The organism is Streptomyces sp. YS415, from assembly GCF_023544665.1.
In the GTDB taxonomy this organism is placed as follows: Bacteria; Actinomycetota; Actinomycetes; order Streptomycetales; family Streptomycetaceae; genus Streptomyces.
In genome coordinates this window covers 31,628-58,597 of sequence record NZ_JAMJFL010000024.1, presented here as the reverse complement: position 1 = coordinate 58,597, position 26,970 = coordinate 31,628, and the positions used below count along the sequence as shown (strand labels likewise).

Below are 26,970 nucleotides of genomic sequence, written 5' to 3'. Positions count from 1 at the left end.
GCCGGTGTGACGGCGGGGGCGGCTGTTCCAGGATTGTTGCTATACCCAGGTATCCAGCCACATGCGGGAACGCCAGTCGTCGATCGGGATCGCGGTGCCGGTGAACAGCGGCCAGAAGTAGATGAAGTTCCAGGCGATCAGCAGCACCAGCACGCCCGCGCCGGTCGCGCCCGCCACCCGGCGGGTCTCGCTCGACTTCGGCGGTCCGACGATCGCCCCGAGCAGCATCGCGACGGCCAGGCACAGGAAGGGCAGGAACACGACGGCGTAGAAGAAGAAGATCGTCCGCTCCTGGTACATGAACCAGGGCAGGTAGCCGGCCGCGATGCCGCAGGCGATGGCGCCCGCCCGCCAGTCGCGGCGGAAGAACCAGCGCCACAGCACGTACAGCACCGCGAACGCGGCCACCCACCACAGCAGCGGCGTGCCGATCGCCAGCACCTCGCGCGCGCACTTCTCGCCCGCGTCGACCGGGCAGCCGTCCTTGCCGGGCGCGGGGGACTCGTAGAAGTACGACACCGGGCGGCCGGTGACCAGCCAGCTCCAGGGGTTGGACTCGTACGTGTGCGGCGAGGACAGGCCGACATGGAACTCGTACACCTGGGACTCGTAGTGCCACAGGCTGCGCCACCAGTCCGGGAAGAGCCACGACCAGTCGCTGTTCTTCCCGTCGGTGGCGGCCCAGTTGCGGTAGTAGCCGCCGGAGCCGTCGGCGGGGGAGAGGATCCAGCCGGTCCAGGACACGATGTAGGTGAGGACCGCGACCGGCACGGTGGCCAGGAACGCGAAGCCCAGGTCGTGCTTGAGCACCGCCACGTGCGGGGCCCGGGCGCCCGCCACCTTGCGGGAGCCGACGTCCCACAGGACCGTGAGCAGGCCGAACGCGGCCAGGATGTACAGGCCGTTCCACTTGGTGCCGATGGCCAGGCCCAGCATCAGGCCGGCCGTCCAGCGCCAGGGGCGCCATCCCAGGCGCAGGGTCTCGGCGGTGTGCGCGTCCGGGCGGACCCGGCCGTCGGCGTCCGCGGGCAGTGCGGCGGCGAGCTTCTCGCGCGCCTTGTCGCGGTCGATGACCAGGCAGCCGAACGCGGCCAGCACGAAGAACATCAGCACGCCGTCGAGCAGCGCGGTGCGGCTCATCACGAAGTGCAGTCCGTCCACCGCCATCAGGGCGCCCGCCAGGCAGCCCAGGAAGGTGGAGCGGAAGATCCGGCGGCCGATGCGGCACAGCATCAGCACGGACAGCGTCCCGAGCAGCGCGGTCATGAACCGCCAGCCGAACGGGTCGAACCCGAACATCAGCTCGCCCAGCCCGATGACGTACTTGCCGACCGGCGGGTGCACGACGTACGCCGCGTCCGACGGCAGCTGGACCTTGTCCCCCATGGACAGGACCAGGTCGTTGGCGTTCTTGTCCCAGTTGACCTCGAAGCCGCGGTGGACGAGCGCCCAGGCGTCCTTGGCGTAGTACGTCTCGTCGAATATCACCGCCTTGGGGCTGCCCAGGTTCCAGAACCGCAGCACGCCCGCGAACAGCGTGATCAGCAGCGGACCGCCCCAGCCCGACCAGCGCACCAGCCGGTCGGCGAGCGTCGGCGGCAGCCCGAGCACCGCCCACAGCCGCGGGGCCGGCTGCACGTACGGCGGCACCAGGCGGTCGCGGACGTCGGCTCTGGGCCCCGCCGTGTATCCGAATCGGCGCAGCCGCTGCTGCCACGAGGGCCGCTGGTCGTGCGGCGCCTGGCCCTGCCGGGTGTCCGTGGAGTCCATGGACGACGCTGTACTGGTCACCGCGCCATCGTAGGGAACCCGTCTGTGGGAGTCCCGCCCATGGCGCCTGCGAGGATGGAAACGTGACAGGAACCCTTGTTTTGGCAGGCACCCCGATCGGCGACATCACGGACGCCCCGCCCCGGCTCGCCGCGGAGCTGGCCGGCGCCGACGTCGTCGCGGCCGAGGACACCCGGCGGCTGCGCCGGCTGACCCAGGCGCTGGGCGTCACGCCCAAGGGGCGGGTCCTGTCCTACTTCGAGGGCAACGAGACCGCCCGGACCCCCGAACTCGTCGACGAGCTCCTCGGCGGCGCGCGGGTGCTGCTCGTCACCGACGCGGGGATGCCCTCGGTGTCGGACCCCGGCTACCGGCTGGTCGCCGCGGCCGTCGAGCGGGACATCAAGGTCACCGCCGTCCCCGGGCCGTCCGCCGTGCTCACCGCGCTCGCGCTGTCCGGGCTGCCCGTGGACCGGTTCTGCTTCGAGGGGTTCCTGCCGCGCAAGGCGGGCGAGCGGCTCTCGCGGCTGCGCGAGGTCGGCGAGGAGCGGCGCACGCTGGTCTACTTCGAGGCCCCGCACCGCCTCGACGACACCCTCGCCGCGATGGCCTCCGTCTTCGGCGAGGAGCGGCGGGCCGCGGTGTGCCGGGAACTGACCAAGACCTACGAGGAGGTCAAGCGCGGCCCGCTGGGCGAGCTGGCCGCGTGGGCGGCCGAGGGCGTGCGCGGCGAGATCACCGTGGTCGTGGAGGGCGCGCCGGACAAGGGGCCCGAGGAGATCGGGCCCGAGGAACTGGTGCGCCGGGTGCGGGTGCGCGAGGAGGCGGGCGAGCGGCGCAAGGAGGCCATCGCGGCGGTCGCGGCGGAGGCGGGCCTGCCCAAGCGGGTCGTCTTCGACGCGGTGGTGGCCGCCAAGAGCCGCTGACGCGGTGGTGGCCGACAGTCGCCGGCGCCCTCTTTCGTAGGATCGGGGCATGCCTTCCTCCAGCGACAAGAACGCGGCGCCGCCGCTCCCGGAACCTCTCCGGGTGCCGGTCGCCGACTCCCACACCCACCTCGACATGCAGTCCGGCACGGTGGAGGAAGGGCTCGCCAAGGCCGCGTCGGTCGGGGTGACGACGGTCGTGCAGGTCGGCTGCGACGTACGCGGCTCGCAGTGGGCGGCGGACACGGCCGCCGCGTTCGCGGACGTGCACGCGGCGGTCGCCCTGCACCCCAACGAGGCCCCGCGCATCGTCCACGGCGACCCGGACGGCTGGTCCCGGCAGGGGGCACGCGAGCCGGGCGGCGACGCGGGGCTGGACGCGGCGCTCGCCGAGATCGACCGGCTGGCCGCGCTGGAGCACGTGAAGGCCGTCGGCGAGACGGGCCTGGACTACTTCCGCACCGGCGACGAGGGCAAGGAGGCGCAGGAGCGCTCCTTCCGCGCCCACATCGAGATCGCCAAGCGGCACGGCAAGGCGCTGGTCATCCACGACCGCGACGCGCACGCGGACGTCCTGCGGGTGCTGAAGGAGGAGGGCGCTCCGGAGCGGACCGTCTTCCACTGCTACTCCGGTGACGCCGAGATGGCGGAGATCTGCGCCGCGGCCGGATACTTCATGTCCTTCGCCGGCAACGTCACCTTCAAGAACGCCCGCGATCTGCGGGAGGCGGTGGCCGTGGCCCCGCTGGAGCTGCTGCTGGTGGAGACCGACGCGCCCTTCCTGACGCCGGCGCCCTACCGCGGACGGCCCAACGCCCCCTATCTCATTCCGGTCACGGTGCGCGCGATGGCCGCGGTGCGCGGGATCGACGAGGACGCGCTGGCGACGGCCCTCGGCGCGAACACGGCCCGCGCCTTCGCCTACTGACAATCACCGCCCGCTCGCGACGCTGCGTAGTCGCGTCGCTTTGGAGAGTGACACTCGCTCCGCTAGGTTCTGGGGGCCCGATTCGGGACCCCTCTGGCCCACTGGAGCGTGGCGACGTGAGCAGCAGGTCGCAGTACGAGACGTACCCGCCGCAGGCGTACGGCGGATTCGACGCGCCCCCCGCTGATCTGCACAGCGCGGAGACGCTGGGGTACGGAGTGGCCGGCCCGTACGAGCCGTGGCCCGCACCGGAGAAGGAGGCGCTCGCGCCCGTGGTGCGGGCCGCTCCGGGGCGACGGGGCGCACGGCGCCGCAAGAGCCGGTACCCGGGGAGCGCGGACGGCTCCGTGCGCCGGCTGCTGCCGCAGGCGCTGGTGGTCGCGTTCCTGGCGGGCGGCACCACCGCCTTCGTCGCCAAGGACAAGGCGATCGAGCTGAATGTCGACGGCAGGCCGCGCACGCTGCACACCTTCGCCGACGACGTCACCGAACTGCTCGCCCAGGAGGGGGTGGAGGTCGGGGCGCACGACGTGATCGCCCCCGCCCCCGGTACGGAACTCAGCAGCGGTGACGAGGTCGCGGTGCGCTACGGGCGGCCCGTGCGGCTCACGGTCGACGGTCAGCGGCGCGAGGTGTGGACGACGGCGCGCACGGTCGAGGAGGCGCTCGGGCAGTGGGGGGTGCGGGCGGAGGGGGCCTACCTGTCCGCCGCGCGCTCCACCCGGATCGGGCGCGCGGGGCTCGCGCTCGACGTGCGCACCGAGCGCTCCGTGACGATCATGGCGGACGGCCGGGCCCGCACCGTGCGCACCAACGCCGCGACCGTCCGGGAGGTCGTCGAGGAGGCCGGGATCACCCTGCGCGGACAGGACGCCACCTCCGTGCCGCCCGGCAGCTTCCCGCGCGACGGGCAGACGGTGACCGTGCTGCGGATCACCGGCACGAAGGAGGTCCACGAGGAGGAGATCCCCTTCGACGTGCAGCGCAGCGAGGACCCCTCGCTGTTCCGGGGCACCGAGGTCGTCGAGCGCGCCGGACAGCCCGGGCTGCGCCGGGTCACGTACTCCATGGTCACCGTCAACGGCGTACGGCAGAAGCCGCGGCGCCTCGGCAGCGAGCTGGTGCGCGAGCCCCGGACCCAGGTGGTGAAGGTGGGGACGAGGCCCATGCCGACGTCGGTGCAGGGGGCGGACCATCTGGACTGGCAGGGGCTCGCGGCCTGCGAGTCGGGCGGGCGCCCCCAGGCGGTGGACCCCTCGGGCACGTACGGGGGCCTGTACCAGTTCGACACGCAGACCTGGCGGAGCCTCGGCGGCAGCGGACGGCCCCAGGACGCCCCGGCCTCGGAACAGACCCTGCGCGCGAAGAAGCTGTACGTGCAGCGCGGGGCGAGTCCCTGGCCGCACTGCGGGGCGCGGCTGCGGGGGTGAGGGCGCCCGCTTCCCGGCCCGTACCCTTGTCCCGTGAGCACCAGCCCCACCCCCGACGCCCTTCTGGGCCCCGCCGACATCCGTGAACTCGCGGACGTGCTCGGTGTGCGGCCCACCAAGCAGCGTGGTCAGAACTTCGTGATCGACGCGAACACCGTGCGCCGTATCGTCCGCACCGCGGACGTGCGTCCCGACGACGTGGTCGTGGAGGTCGGGCCCGGGCTCGGTTCGCTCACGCTCGGGCTGCTGGAGGCGGCCGACCGGGTCACCGCCGTGGAGATCGACGACGTCCTCGCGGGCGCGCTGCCCGCCACCGTCGCCGCCCGGCTGCCCGGCCGCGCCGACCGGTTCTCGCTGGTCCACTCCGACGCGATGCACGTCACCGCGCTGCCCGGCCCCGCCCCGACCGCGCTGGTGGCGAACCTGCCGTACAACGTCGCCGTACCCGTGCTGCTGCACATGCTCGACACCTTCCCGAGCATCGAGCGCACCCTCGTCATGGTGCAGGCGGAGGTCGCCGACCGGCTCGCCGCGCCGCCCGGCTCCAAGGTGTACGGCGTGCCGTCCGTGAAGGCGAACTGGTACGCCGACGTCAAGCGGGCCGGGTCCATCGGCCGCACGGTCTTCTGGCCGGCGCCCAACGTCGACAGCGGCCTGGTGTCGCTGGTCCGCCGGAGCGAGCCGGTGCGGACCACCGCCTCCAAGAAGGAGGTGTTCGCCGTCGTCGACGCCGCCTTCGCGCAGCGGCGCAAGACGCTCCGGGCCGCGCTCGCCGGCTGGGCCGGGTCCGCGCCGGCCGCCGAGGCGGCGCTCCTCGCGGCGGGCGTCTCCCCGCAGGCACGCGGCGAGGCCCTGACGGTCGAGGAGTTCGCGCGGATCGCCGAGCACAAGGAGTCCGGTCCCCAGTGAGCGTCACCGTCCGCGTCCCCGCCAAGGTCAACGTCCAGCTCGCGGTGGGCGCCGCCCGCCCCGACGGCTTCCACGACCTCGCCAACGTCTTCCTCGCGGTCGGCCTGTACGACGAGGTCACCGTCACCGAGTCGGCGGGCGGCCCGCGCGTCACCTGCACGGGACCCGACGCGGACCAGGTCCCCCTGAACGGTACGAACCTCGCCGTGCGGGCCGCCGAGGCGCTCGCCGCGCGCTACGGCATCCGCCCCGACGTGCACCTGCACATCGCCAAGGACATCCCCGTCGCGGGCGGCATGGCGGGCGGCAGCGCGGACGGCGCGGGCGCCCTGCTCGCCTGCGACGCGCTGTGGGGCACGCGCGCCTCCCGGGACGAACTCCTCGACATCTGCGCCGAACTGGGCAGCGATGTGCCGTTCAGCCTGGTCGGCGGGGCCGCGCTCGGCACCGGGCGGGGCGAGAAGCTGCGCGCGCTGGAGACCGGCGGCACCTTCCACTGGGTGTTCGCGGTGGCCGCGCGCGGGCTGTCGACGCCGGCCGTCTTCCGGGAGTTCGACCGGCTCGCGCAGGGACGGGACATCCCCGCGCCCGTCGCCTGCGAGGACCTCCTCGGCGCGCTCGCCGAGGGCGATCCCGACGCGCTCGCCGCGGCCGTCTCCAACGACCTCCAGCCCGCCGCGCTCTCCCTGTTCCCCGAGCTCGCCGGCACGCTCGCCGCGGGCCGCACGGCCGGGGCGCTGGCCGCGCTGGTCTCCGGCTCGGGCCCCACGACGGCGTTCCTCGCGCGGGACCCGGAGTCGGCGCTGAAGGTGGCCGAGTCGCTGCGCTCGTCCGGCACCTGCCGGGCGGTACGGGTGGCCACCGGCCCCGCGCCGGGCGCCACCGTGGTCTCCGGGTAGCGGCGTCGCCGGACACCGGGTCCGCGGGCCCGGCGCGCGGACTACCCTGGAGGGTCGATCGATCCCCCTGGGCAGGAGAGTAATGGCCGTCAATCTGGTCAATGTCGAGAACGTCAGCAAGGTGTACGGCACCCGTGCGCTGCTCGACGGAGTCTCCCTCGGCGTCTCCGAAGGGGACCGGATCGGGGTGGTCGGGCGCAACGGCGACGGCAAGACGACCCTGATCCGGATGCTGGCCAAGCTGGAGGAGGCCGACACCGGCCGGGTCACGCACTCCGGCGGGCTGCGCCTCGGCGTGCTCACCCAGCACGACTCCCTCGACCCGGCCGCCACCGTGCGGCACGAGGTCATCCGGGACCTGGCGGACCACGAGTGGGCGGGCAACGCCAAGATCAGGGACGTGCTCACCGGGCTCTTCGGCGGGCTCGACCTGCCCGGGTTCCCGCAGGGCCTGGACACCGTCATCGGACCGCTCTCCGGTGGTGAGCGCCGCCGTATCGCGCTCGCCAAGCTGCTCATCGACGAACAGGACCTGATCGTCCTCGACGAGCCGACCAACCACCTCGACGTCGAGGGCATCTCCTGGCTCGCCCAGCACCTGCGCGAGCGCCGGTCCGCGCTGGTGTGCGTCACCCACGACCGCTGGTTCCTGGACCAGGTGTGCACGCGCATGTGGGACGTGCAGAAGGGCGACGTCTTCGAGTACGAGGGCGGCTACTCCGACTACGTCTTCGCGCGGGCCGAGCGGGAGCGCATCGCCGCCACCGAGGAGACCAAGCGGCAGAACCTGGTCCGCAAGGAGCTGGCCTGGCTGCGCCGCGGCGCCCCCGCGCGGACGTCCAAGCCGCGCTTCCGGGTGGAGGCCGCCAACGAGCTCATCAAGGACGTGCCGCCGCCCCGGGACTCCAGCGAGCTGATGAAGTTCGCCTCCTCGCGGCTCGGCAAGACCGTCTTCGACCTGGAGGACGTGACCGTCCAGGCCGGCCCCAAGGTGCTGCTCAAGCACCTCACCTGGCAGCTCGGCCCGGGCGACCGGATCGGCCTCGTCGGCGTCAACGGCGCCGGGAAGACCTCGCTGCTGCGCGCGATGGCGCAGGCGGCCCGTACCGAGGGGGAGGAGCAGCCCGCGGGCGGCCGGATCTCCGTGGGCAGGACCGTCAAGCTCGCCTACCTCTCCCAGGAGGTCGCCGAACTCGCCCCGAGCCTGCGGGTGCTGGAGGCCGTGCAGCAGGTGCGGGAGCGGGTCGACCTCGGCAAGGGGCGCGAGATGACCGCCGGGCAGCTGTGCGAGACGTTCGGCTTCAACAAGGAGAAGCAGTGGACGCCGGTCGGCGACCTCTCCGGCGGTGAGCGGCGCCGGCTGCAGCTGCTGCGGCTGCTGATGGACGAGCCGAACGTGCTCTTCCTCGACGAGCCCACCAACGACCTCGACATCGAGACCCTGACCCAGCTGGAGGACGTCCTCGACGGCTGGCCCGGCTCGATGATCGTCATCTCCCACGACCGGTTCTTCGTCGAGCGCACCACCGACCGGGTCTTCGCCCTGCTCGGCGACGCCACCCTGCGGATGCTGCCGCGCGGCATCGACGAGTACATCGAGCGGCGCCGGCGGATGGAGGAGGCGGCCGCCGCGGCGGCGCCCGTCGTCGAGAAGGCCGCCCCCGACCGGAGCGCCGCCGACCAGCGCGCCGCCAAGAAGGAGCTGCAGAAGATCGAGCGCCAGCTCGACAAGGTCGCCGAGAAGGAGACCAAGCTGCACGCCCAAATGGCCGAGAACTCCACGGACTTCGCGAAAGTGGCGGAACTGGACTCCGAGTTGCGGGACTTGGCGAACCAGCGCGAGGAGCTGGAGCTGCGCTGGCTGGAGCTGGCGGAGGACGCGTAAGCGGCGTGAAGGGCGCGTGAAGGCGCGTAACGGCGGTATCACGAGCCGGTCGTCCCTTGGGAACAGGCGTTCACCGGCCCGGTGGGTTGTCGGTGCCGAGTGATAGAAAGAGGCGGTCTGAGAACCGTCTGAGAATCACGGGTGTGGCGGAAACGCAGCGCCACAGAGCGCGGCGCCACATCGGTCACAAGGGGGAAACCGCTGATGAGCCAGCCGCCCAACCAGCCGCCGCACGGCGGTTTCGGCGCGCCGCAGGACCCGCCGCCGCAGGGCGGCTTCGGTGCGCCGCAGACGCCGCCGCCACCCCAGGGCCCGCCTCAGACGCCCCCGCCGCCGCAGGGCGCGCCGCCCGCCGGGCCCCAGCCCGGTTACGGCTACCCGCAGGCACCTCAGCAGCAGCCCGGCCCGTACGGCCAGCCCGGCCCGTACGCCCAGCAGCCGGGACCCTACGGGCAGCCGGGCCCCTACGGCCAGCCCCAGCAGCCCGGCCCCTACGGCCAGCAGCCCGGCTACGGCTATCCGCAGCAGCCCCAGTACCCCGGTGCGCCCGTCCCGCCCGGCGGCGGCTCCCGCAACCCCTTCAAGGGCAAGCCCGCGCTCGTCATCGGTGCCGCGGTGGTCGCCCTGCTCGTGGTCGGCGGCACCGTGTTCGCGGTGGCCGGCGGTGACGACGACGGCGGCAAGAAGAAGAAGCCGGTCGCGCAGCAGAGCGACGGCCCCAAGGCCTCCGACGACCCGGTCAACCCCGGGGACGGCAGCGGCGACGGCGGCGAGGACCCGGAGAACCTCAACGAGGGCCGCAAGGCCGGTGAGGCGAAGGTGCTCTGGTACAAGGAGGCGCCCGACGCGCCCGGTTCCGGTGCCGACGCCCCCGGCCTGTGGATCACCGGCGAGACGGCCGTGAAGGCCGCGTACAAGCAGGTCTTCGCCTACAAGGTCGGTGACGGCGTCCCGGCCTGGGACCCGATCACCTTCCCGCAGAAGATCTGCGCGGTCACCCCGGAGAAGTCGGCCGAGGACAAGGTCGTCATCGCGTACATGAGCGGCGCCAGCGACCGCGCCGAGTGCAACCAGCTGCAGGAACTCGACCTGAACACCGGCGAGAAGGGCTGGCAGGGCGAGGTCGCCGACGGCGAACTCTTCGACAGCACCCTGCAGATCGAGATGTCCATCACCGGCAAGACGCTGATGGTGGGCCGCTCGCAGTCCGGCACGGCGTACGACGTCACCACCGGCAAGAAGCTCTGGGACAAGAAGAAGTACGGCGACGCCTGCTTCCCGGCCGCCTTCGCGGGCGGCGAGAAGCTGATCGCCGTCTCGTCCTGCGGCGCGGGCGGCACCAACGAGCACGACGAGGTGCAGGAGCTCGACCCGAAGACCGGCAAGGCCAAGTGGACCTGGAAGCCCGACAAGGGCTGGACGGTCGGGCGGATCTACTCCCTGAACCCGGTCGTCGTCTACAGCACCAACGAGAAGAAGAACGCCTGGAACATCTCCACGCTGGGCTCCGGCGGCTCCATCAAGTCGCAGGTCGACGTCGACGACAGCTTCTCCCCCGAGTGCGGCTGGGCCGTCCTCCAGCGTGACCTGCGCGGCTGCCAGGGCGTGGCCGCCGACGCCACCACCCTGTACCTGCCCACCGAGGCCACCACCGGCGCCAACGAGATCGTCGCGGTCAGCCTCGCCAACGGCAAGGAGAAGTGGCGCGTGAAGTCCCCGGCGGACGAGACGATGCTGCCGCTGAAGATCGAGGACGGCAAGCTCATCGCCTACGTCAAGCCGTCCTGGGAGTCGGGCGGCCAGGTCGTGTCGATCCCGACCACGGGCAGCAGCCACAAGCCGGTGAAGCTGCTGCAGAACCCGTCGGGCACGGCCGACATCGAGGACAGCTTCTACTCCGGGACCTACGACTGGATCGACGGCCGCTTCTACCTGTCGACCACGCGCCTGTCCGGCAGTGACGAGACGGAGGAGAAGCTGATGCTCGCCTTCGGCAAGTGAGCCGCTCCCACGTCCCGTTCCCAGTCGTCCCCTTCTTGAGGTAGCCACACCATGACCCAGCCCCCGCCTCCGCCGCCCAACCAGCCCCCCTCGGGCGGCGGTTTCGGCCCGCCCCAGGACCAGCCGCCGCAGCAGCCCGGCTTCGGCGCGCCGCAGCAGCCCCAGCAGCCCGCCCAGCAGCCCGGCTTCGGCGCCCCCCAGGCACCGCAGCAGCCGCCGACGCCCCCGCAGGGGTACGGCTATCCCCAGCAGCCGGCGGGTTACGGCTACCCGGGCCAGCCCGCCACCCCGGCGTACGGCCAGCCGCCGACCCCGCCGTACGGGCAGCAGCCCGGCTACGGCTACCCCGGTCAGCCGACCATGCCGATGCCGCCGCAGCCGGGACAGCCGGGCGGCGGGCGGAAGTTCAACGCGCAGGCGGCCATCATCGTGGCCGCGGTCGTGGCGATCGCCCTGATCATCGGCGGCGGCGCCCTGTACGCCTCGTCCTCCGGTGAGGACGGCGGCAAGGACGACACCGCGAGCTCCAGCGGCGGCACCGGCGGTGGCGGCGACAAGGGCGGCGAGGGCGGTGACAAGGGCGGCGACTCCGGCGGCACGGGCGGCACCGCGTCCGGCAAGGCGACGGAGAAGGCGCCCGCCGACCCCAACTCCAAGGTGCTCTTCCAGGTCCCGGCCCCCGAGGTGAAGGACGACCGGACCATCCCCACGGTCGGTTCCTGGCTCACCGGCACGGTGTACGCCAAGAGCGGCGTCGCCGAGGTCGTCGGCTACGACCCCGACAAGGGCACGAAGCTCTGGACGATCGAGCTGCCCGGCCCGGTCTGCCAGGGCAGCAACCACGCCACCGAGGACAACAAGACGGCGATCACCTACCAGCCGAAGATGCCCACCAAGGCCAACCCGTCCTACGGCTGCAGCCAGGTCGCGGCGATCGACCTCGACGCGGGCAAGAAGCTGTGGACCAAGACGGTCGAGAGCGGCACCCAGCCGATCAGCTTCGACAACGTCACGGTCAGCGCGAGCACCGTCGCCGTCGGCAGCACCAGCGGCGGCGCCGCCTTCGACATCGCCACCGGCGACCAGCTCTGGGCACCCAAGGCGACCGACACCTGCTACGACGCCGGTTACGCGGGCGGCCCCAAGCTGGTGGCGGTGCGCAAGTGCGGTCAGTACGGCGACCGCAAGCTGAGCATCCAGAACATCGACCCGAAGTCCGGGAAGGTGATCTCGGAGTACAAGATGGACACGGGCATCGAGTACGCCAGCGTGGTCTCCACCGAGCCGCTGGTGGTGGCCGCCGACGTGGGTGACGCCGCCGGGGACGGCAGCGGGATCTCGGACTTCTTCTCCATCGACAACAAGACCGGCAAGCTCCGCGCGCGGATCTCGGCGCCGGGCGAGCAGTACAACGCCAGCTGCGACGGCATCACCAAGATCGAGGAGTGCCGTCTGCTCGCCGTGGGCAACGACCGGCTCTACGTGCCGACCGAGAAGCACGACGGCGCCGCCGAGTACAGCGACACCAACGAGATCGTCTCCTTCGACCTGGCCACCGGCAAGCAGACCGGCCAGCGGGCCGACGCCGGTGACGGCTACGAGCTCGTGCCCCTGCGCATGGACGGCCCGAACCTCATCGCGTACAAGCGCGGCCCGTACGACAAGGGCGGCCAGGTGGTCTCTCTCGACGGCGGCTCCTTCAAGGAGACGAAGCTGATGGAGAACCCGGCCACGGAGGCGGTGATGGACGTGGAGCGCAGCATGCTGCCCGACTACGCCGAGATCCTGTACGGCCAGGGCCGGCTGTTCATGTCGGACGTCTTCGCCAGCGAGCTCGGCAGCAGCGGCGAGGAGGAGTACCTGGTGATCGGGTTCGGCGCGAAGTAGCCGATCGAACGCCTGTGGCCACGGCCCCGTCCCTGTTCAGGGGCGGGGCCGTGCACTTACCGCTCATCACCCGCGAATGAGAGGAATTTCGGCGATCCGGGGCACATCTCTCCAGTAGGGGGAGCGCAACGTCGAACAAGCGTGTAGCTTCCGGGGGCATCCCCGTGGGTGCGCCCCGGGGGCGTGTGGGTGGGGACGTGTGGGGATCTGGGGGGTTGCTCGATGGGAGTTCGGCTCATGGTGGTCGACGACCACCGATTGCTCGCCGAGGCGCTGGCCTCGGCCTTGAAGCTGCGGGGGCACCGGGTGCTGGCCGCGGCGGCACCGGCCGCGGGGGCGGCGGAGCTGGTGATCACCAGGGCGCCGGAGGTGTGCCTGCTGGGGACGGCGACACCGGCCGAGCCGGGGATGTTCGACCCGGTGGTGAAGATCAAGCGGGAACGCCCGCAGGTGGCGGTGTTGGTCCTGGGCCCGGTGCCCAGTCCGCGGGGGATCGCGGCGGCGTTCGCGGCGGGGGCGTCGGGCTATGTGCGGCACGACGAGCGCATCGAGGGAGTGGAACGGGCGATCATGAAGGCGAGGGCGGGTGAGGCCGCGGTGGCCCCGCAACTCCTCCAAGGCGCCTTCAGCGAGTTGCTCAATCCGGCGGCCCAGCCGGACGACGAGGGCCAGCGCCTGCTGCAGATGCTCACACCGAGGGAGGTGGAGGTCCTGGTCCGGGTCGCCGACGGCGAGGACACCCGCCTGATCGCGGCGGGCATGGGCATCGCTCCGTCGACGGCACGCACGCACGTTCAGCGGGTCCTGATGAAGCTGGGCGTGGGATCGCGGCTCGAGGCAGCGGCCCTGGCGGCCCGCACGGGCCTGCTGGACCGGGCGGGCCCGCTGCCGCCTTCGTCCCCGTCACCGGAGGCCTGAGACACCGGAGGCCTGAGACAGGGGTGCCCGCAGCGCCGCAGGCACCCCTGCCGGTTACTCCTCGTCCTTCTTATTCTTCGTCCTTCGGCGCCTGAACCGGCGGCGGTACCACTGGGCGCAGTTTCAGCCAGGCCAGGAAGAAGATGCCGAGCAGCAGCATGCCCAGGCCGGTCCAGAGGTTGATGTTGACGCCCTCGGCCTTGTCCAGGTCGGCGTCCGAGGGGTTGATGCCGGCGATCGTGACGATGATGCCGTAGACGACGAAGAGGCCGCCGATGATGCGGCGCAGGTCGAAGATGCGGGCCGCGGTGGCGGACTGGGCCTCCAGCTCGGAGACCTCCCGCTGGACGTCCTTCTCGGAGTATCCGTGGTGGTCAGACATGGTCTCTCAATCCTCCCGCGTCAGAACGAGAACGGGATGTAGCAGGCGGCCGCGAGGATGATCGCGCCCCAGCCCAGCAGGGCGGGCCGGCGGTACCAGGCGTCGTCGCCCTCGGCCGGTGCCTCGGACATGCCGGGCGAGCGGGTGCCGTAGACCAGGCCCTGGAGTTCCTCCGCGGGCTTGGGGGCGGTGAACATCGAGACGGCGACCATGACGACGCCGCCGGCCACGAAGCCGACGATCGCGGAGACGAAGTTGGCGCCCTGGTCGGTGGGGATGTCGACGATGCCCTGCTTGTAGATCCAGAAGTAGTTCACCATCGCGGCGACCGTGCCCGCGAGCAGGCCCCAGAAGCCGGACTTCGCGGACGCCCGCTTCCAGAACATGCCGACGATGAAGACGACGAACATCGGCACGTTGAAGAAGGAGAACAGCGTCTGGAGGTAGCTCATGATGTTGGAGAAGGACGAGGCGAGGAACGCCGTGCCCACCGACGCGCAGACGCCGATCACCGTGATCAGGCGGCCGAACCCGACGTAGTAGCCGTCCTCCCGGCCCTTGACCACGTACCGCGCCCAGATGTCGTTGGTGAACACCGTGTTGAAGGACGAGACGTTGGCCGCCATGCCCGCCATGAACGCCGCCAGCAGGCCGGTCACCGCGATGCCCAGCACGCCGTTGGGCAGCAGCTGTTCCATCAGGTACGGGATGGCGTCGTTGTACTGGTAGCCCGACTCCTCCGTGCCGAAGCCCGGGATCAGGGCCGCCGCCGCGAGCCCGGGGATCATCACCAGGAAGACGATGAAGATCTTCGGGTACGCGGCGATCAGTGGGGTGCGCTGGGCCGCGCTGAGGTTCTTCGCCGACAGCGCGCGCTGGACCTCCGCGAAGTTCGTCGTCCAGTAGCCGAAGGACAGCACGAAGCCGAGCCCCAGCACGATCGTCAGCCAGTTGGCGCCCAGCGGGTTGTCGCTGCCGATGCCCGTGCCGCCCCAGGCGGTGGTGAAGTCGCCCCCCTGGGCCTTGGTGAGCGTGTCGGTCAGCCCGCCCCAGCCGCCCACCTTCTTCAGGCTCAGCACGACGAGCGGGATGAGCGCCGCGAGGATCACGAAGAACTGCAGCACCTCGTTGTAGATCGCCGACGACAGGCCGCCGAGCGTGATGTACGCCAGCACGAAGGCACCGGCGACCACGATCGCCACCCACTGCGGCCAGCCCAGCAGCGCCTCGACCACGATGGCGAGGGCGTACAGGTTCACGCCCGAGATCAGGATGGCGGCGAAAGCGAACAGAGCCGAACTCAGCAGATGCGCCCACTTGTCGAAGCGCAGGAGCAGCATTTCGGGGACCGAACGCACTCTGCTGGAGTAGTAGAAGGGCATCATCACCAGGCCCAGGAACACCATCGCGGGGATGGCACCGATCCAGTACCAGTGCACGGTGTAGACGCCGTACTGCGCGCTGTTGGCGGCCATGCCGAGGATCTCGGTGGCGGCGAGGTTGGCGGAGATGAAGGCCAGGCCGGTGATCCAGGCGGGCAGGGAACGCCCCGAGAGGAAGAAGTCGAGGCTCGTCTTGACCGAGCGGCGGGCCGCGAAGCCGATGCCCAGGACGACGACGAAGTAGATGCCGAGGATCGTGTAGTCGAGCCAGTTGGTGGGGAGCCGCAGCTCGGCGGCCAGATATGTGGGGGTTTCCATACGTACTCGCTTCGTTGCGCGAACTGATCCGTAGCGGAACCTACGCCTCCGCGTTCAGCAATTGAACACGTCGGATGGTGGTCTTTGTTGGATTGTGATGTTGACGGTTGAGGGGAGTCATGTTTCGATGTGTTGAGTTCTGTTTGATGATTGTGTGGCTCGAATAGGGAGTCCGGCGTGAAGAAGACCTCGACCCGACTGGCCGACGGTCGCGAGCTGATCTACTACGACCTGCGCGACGACGGCGTGCGGGACGCGGTGGACCGGCGGCCGTTGGAGCGCACCGTCACCACGTCCGAGGTCCGGCGCGACCCGCTGCTCGGCGACGCGGTCGCCATCGCCTCGCACCGGCAGGGGCGCACCTACCACCCGCCGGCCGACGAGTGCCCCCTGTGCCCCTCTCAGGGCGAGCGGCTCAGCGAGATCCCGGACTCCTCCTACGACGTCGTGGTGTTCGAGAACCGCTTCCCCTCGCTGGCCGGTGACTCCGGCCGCTGCGAGGTGGTCTGCTTCACCTCCGACCACAACGCCTCCTTCGCCGACCTCGGTGAGGAGCAGGCGCGTCTCGTGCTGGACGCCTGGACCGACCGCACCTCGGAGCTGTCCCATCTGCCCTCCGTCGAGCAGGTGTTCTGCTTCGAGAACCGCGGCGCCGAGATCGGCGTGACCCTCGGGCACCCGCACGGGCAGATCTACGCCTACCCCTTCACCACCCCGCGCACCGCGCTGATGCTGCGTCAGCTCGCCCAGCACAAGGAGGCCACGGGCGGCCAGAACCTCTTCGACGCCGTCCTGGAGCGTGAACTCGCCGACGAGCGCGTAGTCCTCGCGAGTGAACACTGGGTCGCCTTCGTGCCCTACGCCGCGCACTGGCCGTACGAGGTCCACCTGTACCCGCGCCGCCGGGTGCCGGACCTGCTGGGGCTCGACGAGGACGCGCGCTCGGAATTCCCTCAGGTTTATCTGGAACTCTTGAAGCGCTTCGACCGGATCTTCGGCGAGGCGGAGTCTCCGACGCCCTACATCGCCGCCTGGCACCAGGCGCCGTTCGGCGCGCTGGAGGAGTTCGACGGTGTCGTCCGCGACGACTTCGCGCTGCACCTCGAGCTTTTCACCATCCGCCGCACCTCCGGCAAGCTGAAGTTCCTCGCGGGTTCCGAGTCCGGCATGAGCGTGTTCATCAACGACGTGCCGCCGGAGCGCGCGGCCGAGCGACTGCGAGAGGTAGCGAGTTCATGAAGTACCTGGTCACGGGTGGCGCGGGTTACGTCGGCAGCGTGGTCGCCCAGCATCTGCTGGAGGCGGGGCACGAGGTCACCGTGCTCGACGACCTCTCCACCGGCTTCCGCGAGGGCGTGCCCGCGGGCGCCGTCTTCGTCGAGGGCGACATCCGCGACGCCGGCAAGTGGCTGGACCCCTCCTACGAGGCCGTGCTGCACTTCGCCGCCTCCTCCCAAGTCGGCGAGTCGGTCGTACGGCCCGAGAAGTACTGGGAGAACAACGTCGGCGGCAGCATGGCGCTGCTCGGCGCCATGCGCGAGGCGGGCGTGCGCAAGCTGGTCTTCTCCTCCACGGCGGCCACCTACGGCGAGCCGACGCAGGTCCCGATCACCGAGACCGCGGCGACCGAGCCGACCAACCCCTACGGCGCCTCGAAGCTCGCCGTCGACCACATGATCACGAGCGAGGCGGTCGCCCACGGCCTGGCCGCGGTGTCGCTGCGCTACTTCAACGTGGCCGGCGCCTACGGCGAGTTCGGCGAGCGCCACGACCCCGAGTCGCATCTCATCCCGCTGGTCCTCCAGGTGGCGCAGGGTCGCCGGGACGCCATCTCCGTCTTCGGCGACGACTACCCGACGCCGGACGGCACCTGCGTGCGCGACTACATCCACGTCGCGGACCTGGCCGACGCCCACCTGCGCGCCGTCCGGACCGCACGGCCCGGCGAGCACCTGATCTGCAACCTCGGCAACGGCAACGGCTTCTCGGTGCGCGAGGTCATCGAGACGGTCCGCAAGGTGACGGGGCACCCGATCCCCGAGATCGTGGCCCCGCGCCGGGGCGGCGACCCGGCGGTCCTGGTGGCGTCCGCCGCCACCGCCCGGGAGAAGCTGGGCTGGAACCCCTCGCGCGCCGACCTCGCGGGGATCGTCGCGGACGCCTGGGAGTTCGCGCAGAAGATCACAAGGGAGCAGTAGTGGGGCAGCAGGTGCGGGACCGTTTCGTCGAGCTCTACGGAACCGGCCCGGAAGGAGTCTGGTCGGCGCCCGGCCGCGTCAACCTCATCGGTGAGCACACCGACTACAACGACGGTTTCGTCATGCCCTTCGCGCTGCCGCACACGGCCGTCGCGGCCGTCTCCCGGCGCACGGACGGCGTCCTGCGCCTGCACTCGGCGGACATCGAGGGCCCGGTGGCGGAGCTGCGCCTGGCGGACCTCGCGCCGCAGAGCGACCGGAACTGGACCGCGTACCCGGCCGGGGTCGTCTGGGCCCTGCGCGAGGCCGGGCACCCGGTCACCGGCGCGGACGTCCACCTCGCCTCGACGGTCCCGGCGGGCGCGGGCCTGTCCTCCTCGGCGGCCCTGGAGGTCGTGATCGCCCTGGCGCTCAACGACCTGTACGACCTCGGCCTGCCGCGGTGGCAGCTGGCCCGGCTGTGCCAGCGCGCCGAGAACGTCTACGTCGGCGCCCCCACCGGGATCATGGACCAGACGGCCTCCGCCTGCTGCGAGGAGGGGCACGCGCTCTTCCTCGACACCCGGGACCTCTCCCAGAAGCAGATCCCCTTCGACCTCGCGGCCGAGGGCATGCGCCTGCTCGTGGTCGACACCCGCGTCAAGCACGCCCACAACGAGGGCGAGTACGGCAAGCGCCGCGCGGGCTGCGAGAAGGGTGCGGCCCTGCTCGGCGTCGACGCGCTCAGGGACGTGCCGTACGACGGACTCGACGCGGCGCTGGAACGCCTCGGCGACGAGGAGGAGATCGTCCGGCTGGTCCGGCACATCGTGACGGAGAACCAGCGGGTGGAGCGGGTCGTCTCGCTGCTGGAGTCCGGCGACACCCGCGCGATCGGTCCCGTGCTGGTGGCGGGCCACGCCTCGCTGCGCGACGACTTCCGGATCTCCTGCCCTGAGCTGGACCTGGTCGTCGACACCGCTCTCGCGGCCGGCGCGCTGGGCGCGAGGATGACCGGTGGTGGTTTCGGCGGCTCGGCGATCGTGCTGGCCGAGGCGGCCGACACGGACACCATCACCAAGGCGGTCCAGGAGGCGTTCGCGGCAGCCGGGTTCACGGCCCCGCGCGTCTTCGAGGCGGTCCCCGCGGCGGGCGCCCGCCGCCTCAGCCCAGCCGCTTGACCAGTGTGAACTCCGTGATCCCCGGCGGATAGTCGGGGATCACGCACACCACGTCGTACCCCAGCCGCCGGTAGAACTCCGGCGCCTGGAAGTCCCAGGTCTCCAGGCGTACGGCGGCACAGCCCCGCTCCTCGCGCGCCAGCCGCTCCGCCTCGGCGAGCAGCCGCGAACCGAGCCCCACACCGCGGTGCCGTGCGTCGACCCAGAGGTAGGTCACATGGAGCCAGGTCGCCCAGGTGTGCCCGACGAGGCCGCCGGCCAGGCCGCCCCCGCCGTCCAGCATCCAGATGTGGAGCGGCAGTTCACGCTCCCCCGGGGTTCCGCGCAGCGCGCTGATGACCGGGGAGGCCGCGGTGTTGGTCTCCCGCAGCCGGGCGCGAAGAAGATCGCGTCGCTCTTTGTCGACTTCTGTCACCATTCGGAACATGCGGCTCACCATAAGCGTGTCAACGGGCCAGTTCTGCAAATTGCCTTCCGCTCCCGGCCCCCGCCCGTACTCTGATGAACAGCGCCGGTGGGGGCCGGTGCTGATCAGGGGGCGAGACAGTCGGGTACGACGCCCGCGGTGGGGGTAACAGTTTCTGCACGGCGGCGGCCGTGCGGCTCTGCGACCACCTCCGGGTGTCGTACCCGCGCCGGTCTTCGTACTCCGGACCAGTGGGGGTATCAGTGGTTCGCATCCGAGTCCTGGTCGTCGACGACCACCGTATCTTCGCCGAGTCGCTCGCCGCCGCCCTGGCCGCCGAGCCCGACGTCGACGTCTCCGCCGCGGGCAGCGGTCCGGCCGCGCTGCGCAGCCTGGAGCGCGCCGCCGCCGAGGGGCGCCGGTACGACGTCCTGCTCGTCGACGCCGACCTGGGAGGTGTGGCGCCGGGCGTACGGCCCGCCGTGCCGGTCCAGGAGGTGGGGGAGGACGGTCTGGTCGACGGCATCTCCCTCGTCGCCGGGGTGCGTACCGCGCAGCCCGGGGTGCGGATCGTCGTGCTCGCCGAGAAGGACGACCCGCGGCGGGCGGCGCTGGCGCTGCAGGCCGGGGCGTCGGGGTGGGTGGCCAAGGACTGCTCGCTGTCTCGGCTGCTGACCGTCATCCGCGGGGTCCTGCGCGAGGAGACGCATCTTCCGCCGGCCCTGCTGACCGGGGTGCTGCGCGAGTTGACGGCCGCACGCAAGCACCGCACCGAGAGCGAGCGGCTGGTGGAGTCGCTGACCCCGCGCGAGCGGGAGGTCCTGCGGTGCATGGTGGCGGGCCTGGGGCGCAAGGCGGTCGCCGAGCGCCTGTATCTGTCCCCGCACACCGTCCGCACCCACATGCAGAACGTCCTCGGCAAGCTGGGCGTCCACAGCACCCTCGCCGCGGTGGCACTCGCCCGCCGGGCGGGAGTGGGCCCGGCGGACCTGGCGGGCGATGTGGTGACCCGCGGCGGCCAGCTGGCGTAGCGGACCGGGGGCGCGGGGCTGTGCGGCTAGCCCGGGATGTTGTCGAAGGGGGCCGTCAACTGGCGCAGAAGCCCGGCGAGTTCACCCCGTTGCGCGCGGGAGAGCTCCGCGAGGATGGCGCGCTCCTGGTCCAGCAGTCCGGCCAGGGCCTGGTCCGCTCGGTCGCGGCCCTCGTCGGTGAGCCGGACCAGCACGCCCCGGCGGTCGCTGGGGTCGGGGAGCCGCTCCACCAGGCCCTTCTTCGCGAGCCGGTCGATGCGGTTGGTCATCGTGCCGGAGGTCACCAGGGTCTGCGTCAGCAACTGCCCGGGGGAGAGCTGATACGGCGTGCCCGCACGCCGCAGCGCGGTGAGCACATCGAACTCCCACGGCTCCAGGCTGTGCTCGGCGAAGGCCAGCCGGCGCGCGCGATCCAGGTGCCGGGCCAGCCTGCTGACACGGCTGAGCACTTCCAGCGGTTCCACGTCGAGGTCCGGGCGCTCCCGACGCCACGCCGCTACCAGCCGATCGACCTCGTCCTCCATGACGATCAGTGTAGTGGTTGTGTCGATGTGAAGTCTCTTGACGTCAAGAGACCTTGGATGAAGGCTGGAGAACGACAGACAGGAGGCCCCGCCATGTCCGCTGCCGCCGCTCCCACCTGGGACCCCGCGCAGTACCTGCGTCACGCCGGCCACCGCGCCCGGCCCTTCGCCGACCTGCTCGCCCGGGTCCCCGACCTGCCGGGCGACGCACCCCGGATCGCCGACCTCGGCTGCGGCCCGGGCAACGTCACCGCCGTCCTCGCGGAGCGCTGGCCCACCGCCCGCATCACCGGCTACGACAACTCCCCGGAGATGCTCGCCGACGCCCGGGCCCACGCCGGCCCCCACCTCGACTTCGCCCACGCCGACGTCCGCACCTGGACGCCCGCCGAGCCGTACGACCTCATCGTCAGCAACGCCGCTCTGCAGTGGGTCCCCGGCCACGCGGACCGCTTCGCGGACTGGATCGACGGACTCGCACCCGGCGGCACCTTCGCCTTCCAGGTCCCCGGGAACTTCGGCTCCCCGAGCCACCGCCTGCTGCGCGAGCTCGCCGACCGGCACGGCCTGGACGGCACCCTGCGCCACGGTGACGCGGTGCTCACGCCCGCGGCCTATCTGGAGCGGCTGACCGACCTCGGCTGCACGGTCGACGCCTGGGAGACGACGTACATCCCCCTCCTGTCCGGCGAGGACCCGATCCTGGACTGGGTGAAGGGCACTGCCCTCAGGCCCGTGCTGACGGCTCTCGCCGACGACCCGGCGGCCACGGAGGCGTTCCTCGCCGAGTACCGGGCGGCCCTGCGCACGGCCTACCCGGCGGGCCCCCACGGCACACCGTTCCCGTTCCGCCGCATCTTCGCCGTGGCCCACAAGGAGGCGCGGTGATCACCGCCGTCGACCACGTCCAGCTCGCCGCGCCGCCCGGCTCCGAGGAACGGCTGCGGGCGTACTACGCCGGCGTCCTCGGCATGACCGAGATCCCCAAGCCCGCGGCGCTCGCCGCCCGAGGGGGCTGCTGGTTCCAGGCCGGTGCCGTCCAGCTCCATCTCGGCATCGAGGCGGACTTCCAGCCGGCGAGGAAGGCGCACCCCGGGCTGCGTGTCACCGGGATCGAGGCCTACGGCGCCCGGCTCCGGGCGCATGGCGCCGAGGTGCGGTGGGACGAGCACCTGCCCGGCCACCGCCGCTTCCACTCCCGCGACCCCGTCGGCAACCGCCTGGAGTTCCTGGAGCCGCTCGACGAGCCGGCCTAGGCCTTGCGGCGGCCTATCAGGTGGGGTTTGGCCTCCAGGCCGTCCAGGCCGTGCCAGGCCAGGTTCACCAGGTGGGCCGCCACCTCCGCCTTCTTCGGGCGGCGGACGTCCAGCCACCACTGGCCGGTCAGGGCGACCATGCCGACCAGGGCCTGGGCGTAGAGGGGGGCCAGTTTGGGGTCGAAGCCCCGGCTCTTGAACTCCCGGCCGAGGATGTCCTCCACCTGGGTGGCGATGTCCGAGATCAGGGAGGCGAAGGAGCCCGTGGACTGGGGGATGGGGGAGTCGCGGACCAGGATGCGGAAGCCGTCCGTGTACTCCTCGATGTAGTCCAGGAGCGCGAAGGCCGCCTGTTCGCACAGTTCACGGGGGTGACCGGCCGTCAGGGAGCTGGTGACCATGTCCAGCAGACGGCGCATCTCGCGGTCCACCACCACCGCGTACAGGCCCTCCTTGCCGCCGAAGTGCTCGTACACCACCGGCTTGGAGACCCCGGCCTTCGCCGCGATCTCCTCCACCGACGTGGCCTCGAAACCCTTCGCGGCAAAGAGGGTGCGACCGATCTCCAGCAGTTGCTGGCGACGCTCCGCACCGGTCATCCGGGTACGGCGCGCGCGCCGCGGCTTCTCGTTGCTCGGGGTATTGCTGGAGTCGGTCGCCACGTCGTCAATCATGCCGCCTTGGCGGCATCCGCCCCCCGCCGGGAGCCGTCATCCGCGGCGCTGCGACGGGAATCGATACGCGAGCGTGACGGCCACCGCACGTCGTACGCCCAGCCCGCCTGCTCGAACCAGCGGATGAGCCGCGCGGAGGAATCCACCTGCCCGCGCATCACCCCGTGCCGCGCCGAGGTCGGGTCGGCGTGGTGCAGGTTGTGCCAGGACTCGCCGCAGGACAGGATCGCCAGCCACCACACGTTGCCCGAGCGGTCCCGCGACTTGAACGGCCGCTTGCCGACCGCGTGGCAGATGGAGTTGATCGACCAGGTCACGTGGTGCAGCAGCGCCACCCGGACCAGGGAGCCCCAGAAGAAGCCCGTGAACGCGCCCCACCAGGACATCGTCACCAGGCCGCCGATCAGCGCGGGCAGCGCCAGCGACAGGACCGTCCAGTAGATGAAGTTCCGCGAGATCGTGCGGATCGCCCGGTCCTTGATCAGGTCCGGGGCGTACTTGTCCTGCGGGGTGCGCTCCTCGTCGAACATCCAGCCGATGTGCGCCCACCACAGGCCCTTCATCAGCGCCGGCAGGGTCTCGCCATAGCGCCACGGCGAGTGCGGGTCGCCCTCGGCGTCGGAGAACTTGTGGTGCTTGCGGTGGTCGGCGACCCAGCGGACCAGCGGCCCCTCGACGGCCATCGAGCCGGCGATGGCGAGCGCGATGCGCAGCGGGCGCTTGGCCTTGAAGGAGCCGTGGGTGAAGTAGCGGTGGTAGCCGATCGTCACGCCGTGGCAGGCGAAGTAGTAGAAGAAGACCAGCAGACCGAGGTCGAGCCAGCTCACGCCCCAGCCCCAGGCCAGGGGCACCGCGGCGGCCAGTGCCAGGAACGGGACGACGATGAAGAGGAGCAGCGCGAACTGTTCGAGCGATCCCTTCTTCTCGCCGCCGAGGGTCGCTGGGGTAGCGGGAGTGTCGTCGTTCGCCTGTGGGGCGTCTTCGATCACATCGGAGCTCGTGGTCATGGGCGTCCCCTGTGGGGTCGTGGGTGGTGAGGCTGAGGCCGACTGTTCCGGCAACCGTTCCCTGGTTCCGTTACCACGGTTCCTACGGTTCCGTAACCTACGGCGTCGTAAGTATGGCAGCGCGTCGCCCGGCGGCAAGAGCCCTGAGAGTCTGCGCGTCCGCACGGACACCTATCCTTGGAGTCGGTCGGACAGCGCGGTCCGCTCTGAATTCTTCCCGGATGTCCGTCCCGTATGCGGCAGCCGCCGCGCGGGACGAGCTGACGGGTTCCCTCCCGGACGAGCTTCAACACTGCAAGGAGCCGCATCTGTGAGCAGTGCCGACGACCTGACCACGAGCACCACGTCGACCAGCAGCGAGCTGCGCGCCGACATCAGGCGCCTGGGCGATCTCCTGGGCGAGACCCTCGTCCGGCAGGAGGGTCCGGAACTTCTCGAGCTGGTCGAGAGGGTCCGCCGACTCACCCGCGAGGACGGCGAGGCCGCGGCGGAGCTGCTGCGCGGCACCGAGCTGGACACCGCGGCCAAGCTGGTCCGCGCCTTCTCCACCTACTTCCACCTCGCCAACGTCACCGAGCAGGTGCACCGCGGACGCGAGCTGCGCGCCAGGCGCGCCGCCGAGGGCGGCCTGCTGGCCCGCACGGCCGACCGGCTGAAGGACGCCGACCCCGAGCACCTGCGCGCGACGGTGAAGAACCTCAACGTCCGCCCGGTCTTCACCGCCCACCCCACCGAGGCCGCGCGCCGGTCGGTGCTGAACAAGCTCCGGCGCATCGCCGCCCTGCTGGAGACCCCGGTCATCGAGGCCGACCGCCGCCGCTACGACACCCGTCTGGCGGAGAACATCGACCTCGTCTGGCAGACCGACGAACTGCGCGTCGTCCGCCCGGAGCCCGCCGACGAGGCCCGCAACGCCATCTACTACCTCGACGAGCTGCACGCCGGCGCCGTCGGGGACGTACTGGAGGACCTCACCGCCGAGCTGGAGCGGGTCGGGGTCAAGCTGCCCGACGAGACCCGGCCGCTCACCTTCGGCACCTGGATCGGCGGCGACCGCGACGGCAACCCCAACGTCACCCCGCAGGTCACCTGGGACGTGCTGATCCTGCAGCACGAGCACGGCATCAACGACGCCCTGGAGATGATCGACGAGCTGCGCGGCTTCCTGTCGAACTCCATCCGCTACACGGGCGCCACCCAGGAGCTGCTTCAGTCGCTGAACGAGGACCTGGAGCGCCTGCCGGAGATCAGCCCCCGCTACAAGCGGCTGAACGCCGAGGAGCCCTACCGGCTCAAGGCCACCTGCATCCGCCAGAAGCTGGAGAACACCAAGCAGCGCCTGGCCAAGGGCATCCCGCACGAGCCGGGCCGCGACTACCTCGGCACCGGCGAGCTGCTGAGCGACCTCGTGCTGATCCAGACCTCGCTGCGCGAGCACCGCGGGGAACTGTTCGCCGACGGCCGGATGAACCGCACGATCCGCACGCTGTCCGCGTTCGGCCTGCAGCTCGCCACGATGGACGTCCGCGAGCACGCCGACGCCCACCACCACGCCCTCGGCCAGCTCTTCGACCGGCTCGGCGAGGAGTCCTGGCGGTACGCCGACATGCCGCGCGACTACCGGGGCAAGCTGCTCGCCAAGGAACTCAGGTCCCGGCGGCCGCTGGCCCCCTCGCCGGCGCCGGTGGACGCGGCCGGGGAGAAGACGCTCGGGGTCTTCCAGACCGTCAGACGGGCGCTGGAGGTCTTCGGGCCCGAGGTCATCGAGTCGTACATCATCTCGATGTGCCAGGGCGCCGACGACGTCTTCGCCGCCGCCGTGCTGGCCCGCGAGGCCGGGCTGATCGATCTGCACGCCGGCTGGGCGAAGATCGGCATCGTGCCGCTGCTGGAGACGACGGATGAGCTCAAGGCCGCCGACACCATCCTGGAGGACATGCTCTCCGACCCGTCCTACCGGCGTCTGGTGGCGCTCAGGGGCGATGTCCAGGAGGTCATGCTCGGCTACTCCGACTCCTCCAAGTTCGGCGGCATCACCACCTCGCAGTGGGAGATCCACCGGGCGCAGCGGCGGCTGCGCGACGTGGCGCACCGCTACGGCGTACGGCTGCGGCTCTTCCACGGCCGCGGCGGCACCGTCGGCCGCGGTGGCGGCCCTTCGCACGACGCGATCCTCGCCCAGCCCTGGGGCACCCTGGAGGGCGAGATCAAGGTGACCGAGCAGGGCGAGGTCATCTCCGACAAGTACCTGGTGCCGTCGCTGGCCCGGGAGAACCTGGAGCTGACCGTCGCGGCCACGCTCCAGGCGTCCGCCCTGCACACCGCCCCGCGCCAGTCCGACGAGGCGCTGGCCCGCTGGGACGCGGCGATGGACGTGGTGAGCGACGCCGCCCACGCCGCCTACCGCCGCCTGGTGGAGGACCCGGACCTGCCGACGTACTTCCTCGCGTCGACGCCGGTGGACCAGCTCGCCGACCTGCACCTCGGCTCGCGGCCCTCCCGCCGCCCCGGCTCGGGCGTCTCCCTCGACGGACTGCGCGCCATCCCCTGGGTGTTCGGCTGGACCCAGTCGCGGCAGATCGTGCCCGGCTGGTTCGGCGTCGGCTCGGGGCTCAAGGCGCTGCGCGAGGCGGGCCTGGACACCGTGCTCGACGAGATGCACGAGCAGTGGCACTTCTTCCGCAACTTCATCTCCAACGTGGAGATGACGCTCGCCAAGACGGACCTGCGCATCGCCCAGCACTACGTCGACACCCTCGTCCCCGACGAGCTCAAGCACGTGTTCGAGACCATCAAGGCCGAGCACGAGCTGACCGTGCGCGAGGTGCTGAAGGTGACGGGCGAGGCGGAACTGCTGGACGCCACCCCGGTGCTCAAGCAGACCTTCTCGATCCGGGACGCCTACCTGGACCCGATCTCCTACCTCCAGGTCGCCCTGCTCAAGCGCCAGCGCGACGCGGCGGCCGCGGGGGAGCAGGCGGATCCGCTGCTGTCCCGGGCGCTGCTGCTGACGGTGAACGGCGTGGCGGCGGGGCTGCGCAACACCGGCTGACGCCTCCCCTCGCGCAACGGCGGTGCC

Annotated in this window: 23 protein-coding genes; 16 read left to right on the top strand and 7 right to left on the bottom strand. The window is 71.5% G+C overall.

Annotated features, from left to right (window positions below):
* Positions 1–39 precede the first annotated feature (39 nt).
* Positions 40–1,791 (bottom strand): phospholipid carrier-dependent glycosyltransferase, encoded by a 1,752-nt coding sequence (locus M8H82_RS26420; protein WP_250077541.1) that lies wholly within the window; start codon positions 1,789–1,791, stop codon positions 40–42.
* Between the two features lie 62 nt (positions 1,792–1,853).
* On the opposite strand from M8H82_RS26420, the gene rsmI reads away from it, so the two are divergent.
* From rsmI to M8H82_RS26375, 9 genes are all read left to right on the top strand, one after another.
* Complete coding sequence (rsmI, locus tag M8H82_RS26415; protein ID WP_250077540.1) at positions 1,854–2,696, top strand: 16S rRNA (cytidine(1402)-2'-O)-methyltransferase; 843 nt, start codon at positions 1,854–1,856, stop codon at positions 2,694–2,696.
* A gap of 49 nt (positions 2,697–2,745) precedes the next feature.
* Positions 2,746–3,624, top strand: a complete 879-nt coding sequence (locus M8H82_RS26410; RefSeq protein WP_250077539.1) for a TatD family hydrolase — start codon at positions 2,746–2,748, stop codon at positions 3,622–3,624.
* Positions 3,625–3,740: 116 nt separating this feature from the next.
* Complete coding sequence (locus tag M8H82_RS26405) at positions 3,741–5,054, top strand: resuscitation-promoting factor (protein WP_250077538.1); 1,314 nt, start codon at positions 3,741–3,743, stop codon at positions 5,052–5,054.
* Between the two features lie 33 nt (positions 5,055–5,087).
* On the top strand, positions 5,088–5,963 hold the full coding sequence (gene rsmA / locus M8H82_RS26400; RefSeq protein ID WP_250077537.1) for a 16S rRNA (adenine(1518)-N(6)/adenine(1519)-N(6))-dimethyltransferase RsmA: 876 nt from the start codon (positions 5,088–5,090) through the stop codon (positions 5,961–5,963).
* On the top strand, positions 5,960–6,862 hold the full coding sequence (locus M8H82_RS26395) for a 4-(cytidine 5'-diphospho)-2-C-methyl-D-erythritol kinase (RefSeq protein ID WP_250077536.1): 903 nt from the start codon (positions 5,960–5,962) through the stop codon (positions 6,860–6,862). Before rsmA ends, M8H82_RS26395 begins: the two co-directional genes overlap by 4 nt.
* Positions 6,863–6,944: 82 nt before the next feature.
* Positions 6,945–8,747 carry an ABC-F family ATP-binding cassette domain-containing protein gene (locus M8H82_RS26390; RefSeq protein WP_250077535.1) on the top strand — a complete coding sequence of 601 codons (1,803 nt, stop codon included), beginning with the start codon at positions 6,945–6,947 and terminating at the stop codon, positions 8,745–8,747.
* A gap of 204 nt (positions 8,748–8,951) precedes the next feature.
* Positions 8,952–10,748: a PQQ-binding-like beta-propeller repeat protein gene (locus M8H82_RS26385; protein ID WP_250077534.1), complete on the top strand. Its 1,797-nt coding sequence runs from the start codon at positions 8,952–8,954 to the stop codon at positions 10,746–10,748.
* A 51-nt stretch (positions 10,749–10,799) separates the two neighbouring features.
* The gene (locus M8H82_RS26380) at positions 10,800–12,635 is read left to right on the top strand and encodes a PQQ-binding-like beta-propeller repeat protein (RefSeq protein WP_250077533.1); all 1,836 of its coding nucleotides are present in this window, start codon (positions 10,800–10,802) and stop codon (positions 12,633–12,635) included.
* A gap of 222 nt (positions 12,636–12,857) precedes the next feature.
* On the top strand, positions 12,858–13,553 hold the full coding sequence (locus tag M8H82_RS26375; RefSeq protein WP_250077532.1) for a LuxR C-terminal-related transcriptional regulator: 696 nt from the start codon (positions 12,858–12,860) through the stop codon (positions 13,551–13,553).
* A gap of 70 nt (positions 13,554–13,623) precedes the next feature.
* Here the strand turns inward: M8H82_RS26375 and M8H82_RS26370 are convergent, their stop codons facing one another.
* Positions 13,624–13,935, bottom strand: a complete 312-nt coding sequence (locus tag M8H82_RS26370) for a hypothetical protein (protein WP_250077531.1) — start codon at positions 13,933–13,935, stop codon at positions 13,624–13,626.
* A 20-nt stretch (positions 13,936–13,955) separates the two neighbouring features.
* On the bottom strand, positions 13,956–15,635 hold the full coding sequence (locus tag M8H82_RS26365) for a sodium:solute symporter family protein (RefSeq protein WP_250077530.1): 1,680 nt from the start codon (positions 15,633–15,635) through the stop codon (positions 13,956–13,958).
* A gap of 177 nt (positions 15,636–15,812) precedes the next feature.
* On the opposite strand from M8H82_RS26365, the gene galT reads away from it, so the two are divergent.
* The 3 genes from galT to galK are packed head-to-tail and all read left to right on the top strand — an operon-like array spanning position 15,813 to position 18,993.
* Entirely contained in the window at positions 15,813–16,874 is a 1,062-nt protein-coding gene (gene galT / locus M8H82_RS26360) for a galactose-1-phosphate uridylyltransferase (RefSeq protein ID WP_250077529.1), read from the top strand.
* Complete coding sequence (gene galE / locus M8H82_RS26355) at positions 16,871–17,833, top strand: UDP-glucose 4-epimerase GalE (protein WP_250077528.1); 963 nt, start codon at positions 16,871–16,873, stop codon at positions 17,831–17,833. The genes galT and galE overlap by 4 nt, the downstream gene beginning before the upstream one ends.
* Positions 17,833–18,993 (top strand): galactokinase, encoded by a 1,161-nt coding sequence (gene galK / locus M8H82_RS26350; RefSeq protein WP_250077527.1) that lies wholly within the window; start codon positions 17,833–17,835, stop codon positions 18,991–18,993. Before galE ends, galK begins: the two co-directional genes overlap by 1 nt.
* Here galK and M8H82_RS26345 read toward each other — a convergent pair.
* Positions 18,977–19,432, bottom strand: coding sequence for an N-acetyltransferase (locus tag M8H82_RS26345; protein ID WP_250077526.1), 456 nt, complete (start codon positions 19,430–19,432; stop codon positions 18,977–18,979). The two genes, galK and M8H82_RS26345, sit on opposite strands and share 17 nt — an antisense overlap.
* Positions 19,433–19,662: 230 nt before the next feature.
* Between M8H82_RS26345 and M8H82_RS26340 the strand changes: the two genes are divergently transcribed.
* The gene (locus tag M8H82_RS26340; RefSeq protein WP_250077525.1) at positions 19,663–20,430 is read left to right on the top strand and encodes a response regulator transcription factor; all 768 of its coding nucleotides are present in this window, start codon (positions 19,663–19,665) and stop codon (positions 20,428–20,430) included.
* Between the two features lie 26 nt (positions 20,431–20,456).
* Here the strand turns inward: M8H82_RS26340 and tamR are convergent, their stop codons facing one another.
* Positions 20,457–20,954 carry a MarR family transcriptional regulator TamR gene (tamR, locus tag M8H82_RS26335; RefSeq protein ID WP_030941878.1) on the bottom strand — a complete coding sequence of 166 codons (498 nt, stop codon included), beginning with the start codon at positions 20,952–20,954 and terminating at the stop codon, positions 20,457–20,459.
* A 93-nt stretch (positions 20,955–21,047) separates the two neighbouring features.
* Between tamR and M8H82_RS26330 the strand changes: the two genes are divergently transcribed.
* Positions 21,048–21,842, top strand: coding sequence for a trans-aconitate 2-methyltransferase (locus M8H82_RS26330; protein WP_250077524.1), 795 nt, complete (start codon positions 21,048–21,050; stop codon positions 21,840–21,842).
* Positions 21,839–22,210, top strand: coding sequence for a VOC family protein (locus M8H82_RS26325; RefSeq protein WP_250077523.1), 372 nt, complete (start codon positions 21,839–21,841; stop codon positions 22,208–22,210). The genes M8H82_RS26330 and M8H82_RS26325 overlap by 4 nt, the downstream gene beginning before the upstream one ends.
* On the opposite strand, the gene M8H82_RS26320 is transcribed toward M8H82_RS26325, so the two are convergent.
* On the bottom strand, positions 22,207–22,884 hold the full coding sequence (locus tag M8H82_RS26320; protein WP_250077522.1) for a TetR/AcrR family transcriptional regulator: 678 nt from the start codon (positions 22,882–22,884) through the stop codon (positions 22,207–22,209). The two genes, M8H82_RS26325 and M8H82_RS26320, sit on opposite strands and share 4 nt — an antisense overlap.
* Positions 22,881–23,891: a fatty acid desaturase gene (locus tag M8H82_RS26315; RefSeq protein ID WP_250077521.1), complete on the bottom strand. Its 1,011-nt coding sequence runs from the start codon at positions 23,889–23,891 to the stop codon at positions 22,881–22,883. The genes M8H82_RS26320 and M8H82_RS26315 overlap by 4 nt, the downstream gene beginning before the upstream one ends.
* Before the next feature lie 310 nt (positions 23,892–24,201).
* On the opposite strand from M8H82_RS26315, the gene ppc reads away from it, so the two are divergent.
* A complete protein-coding gene (ppc, locus tag M8H82_RS26310) occupies positions 24,202–26,943 on the top strand; it encodes a phosphoenolpyruvate carboxylase (protein WP_250077520.1) in 2,742 nt (913 codons plus the stop codon).
* Positions 26,944–26,970 lie beyond the last annotated feature (27 nt).

Excerpts from the sequence above, each read along its gene's own strand:
- M8H82_RS26410 (WP_250077539.1), top strand. The coding sequence starts at position 2,746 with ATGCCTTCCTCCAGCGACAAGAACGCGGCGCCGCCGCTCCCGGAACCT.
- M8H82_RS26390 (WP_250077535.1), top strand. The coding sequence starts at position 6,945 with ATGGCCGTCAATCTGGTCAATGTCGAGAACGTCAGCAAGGTGTACGGC.
- M8H82_RS26385 (WP_250077534.1), top strand. The coding sequence starts at position 8,952 with ATGAGCCAGCCGCCCAACCAGCCGCCGCACGGCGGTTTCGGCGCGCCG.
- M8H82_RS26380 (WP_250077533.1), top strand. The coding sequence starts at position 10,800 with ATGACCCAGCCCCCGCCTCCGCCGCCCAACCAGCCCCCCTCGGGCGGC.
- M8H82_RS26375 (WP_250077532.1), top strand. The coding sequence starts at position 12,858 with ATGGGAGTTCGGCTCATGGTGGTCGACGACCACCGATTGCTCGCCGAG.
- M8H82_RS26370 (WP_250077531.1), bottom strand. The coding sequence starts at position 13,935 with ATGTCTGACCACCACGGATACTCCGAGAAGGACGTCCAGCGGGAGGTC.
- M8H82_RS26365 (WP_250077530.1), bottom strand. The coding sequence starts at position 15,635 with ATGGAAACCCCCACATATCTGGCCGCCGAGCTGCGGCTCCCCACCAAC.
- galE (WP_250077528.1), top strand. The coding sequence starts at position 16,871 with ATGAAGTACCTGGTCACGGGTGGCGCGGGTTACGTCGGCAGCGTGGTC.
- M8H82_RS26345 (WP_250077526.1), bottom strand. The coding sequence starts at position 19,432 with ATGGTGAGCCGCATGTTCCGAATGGTGACAGAAGTCGACAAAGAGCGA.
- tamR (WP_030941878.1), bottom strand. The coding sequence starts at position 20,954 with ATGGAGGACGAGGTCGATCGGCTGGTAGCGGCGTGGCGTCGGGAGCGC.
- M8H82_RS26330 (WP_250077524.1), top strand. The coding sequence starts at position 21,048 with ATGTCCGCTGCCGCCGCTCCCACCTGGGACCCCGCGCAGTACCTGCGT.
- M8H82_RS26320 (WP_250077522.1), bottom strand. The coding sequence starts at position 22,884 with ATGATTGACGACGTGGCGACCGACTCCAGCAATACCCCGAGCAACGAG.
- M8H82_RS26315 (WP_250077521.1), bottom strand. The coding sequence starts at position 23,891 with ATGACCACGAGCTCCGATGTGATCGAAGACGCCCCACAGGCGAACGAC.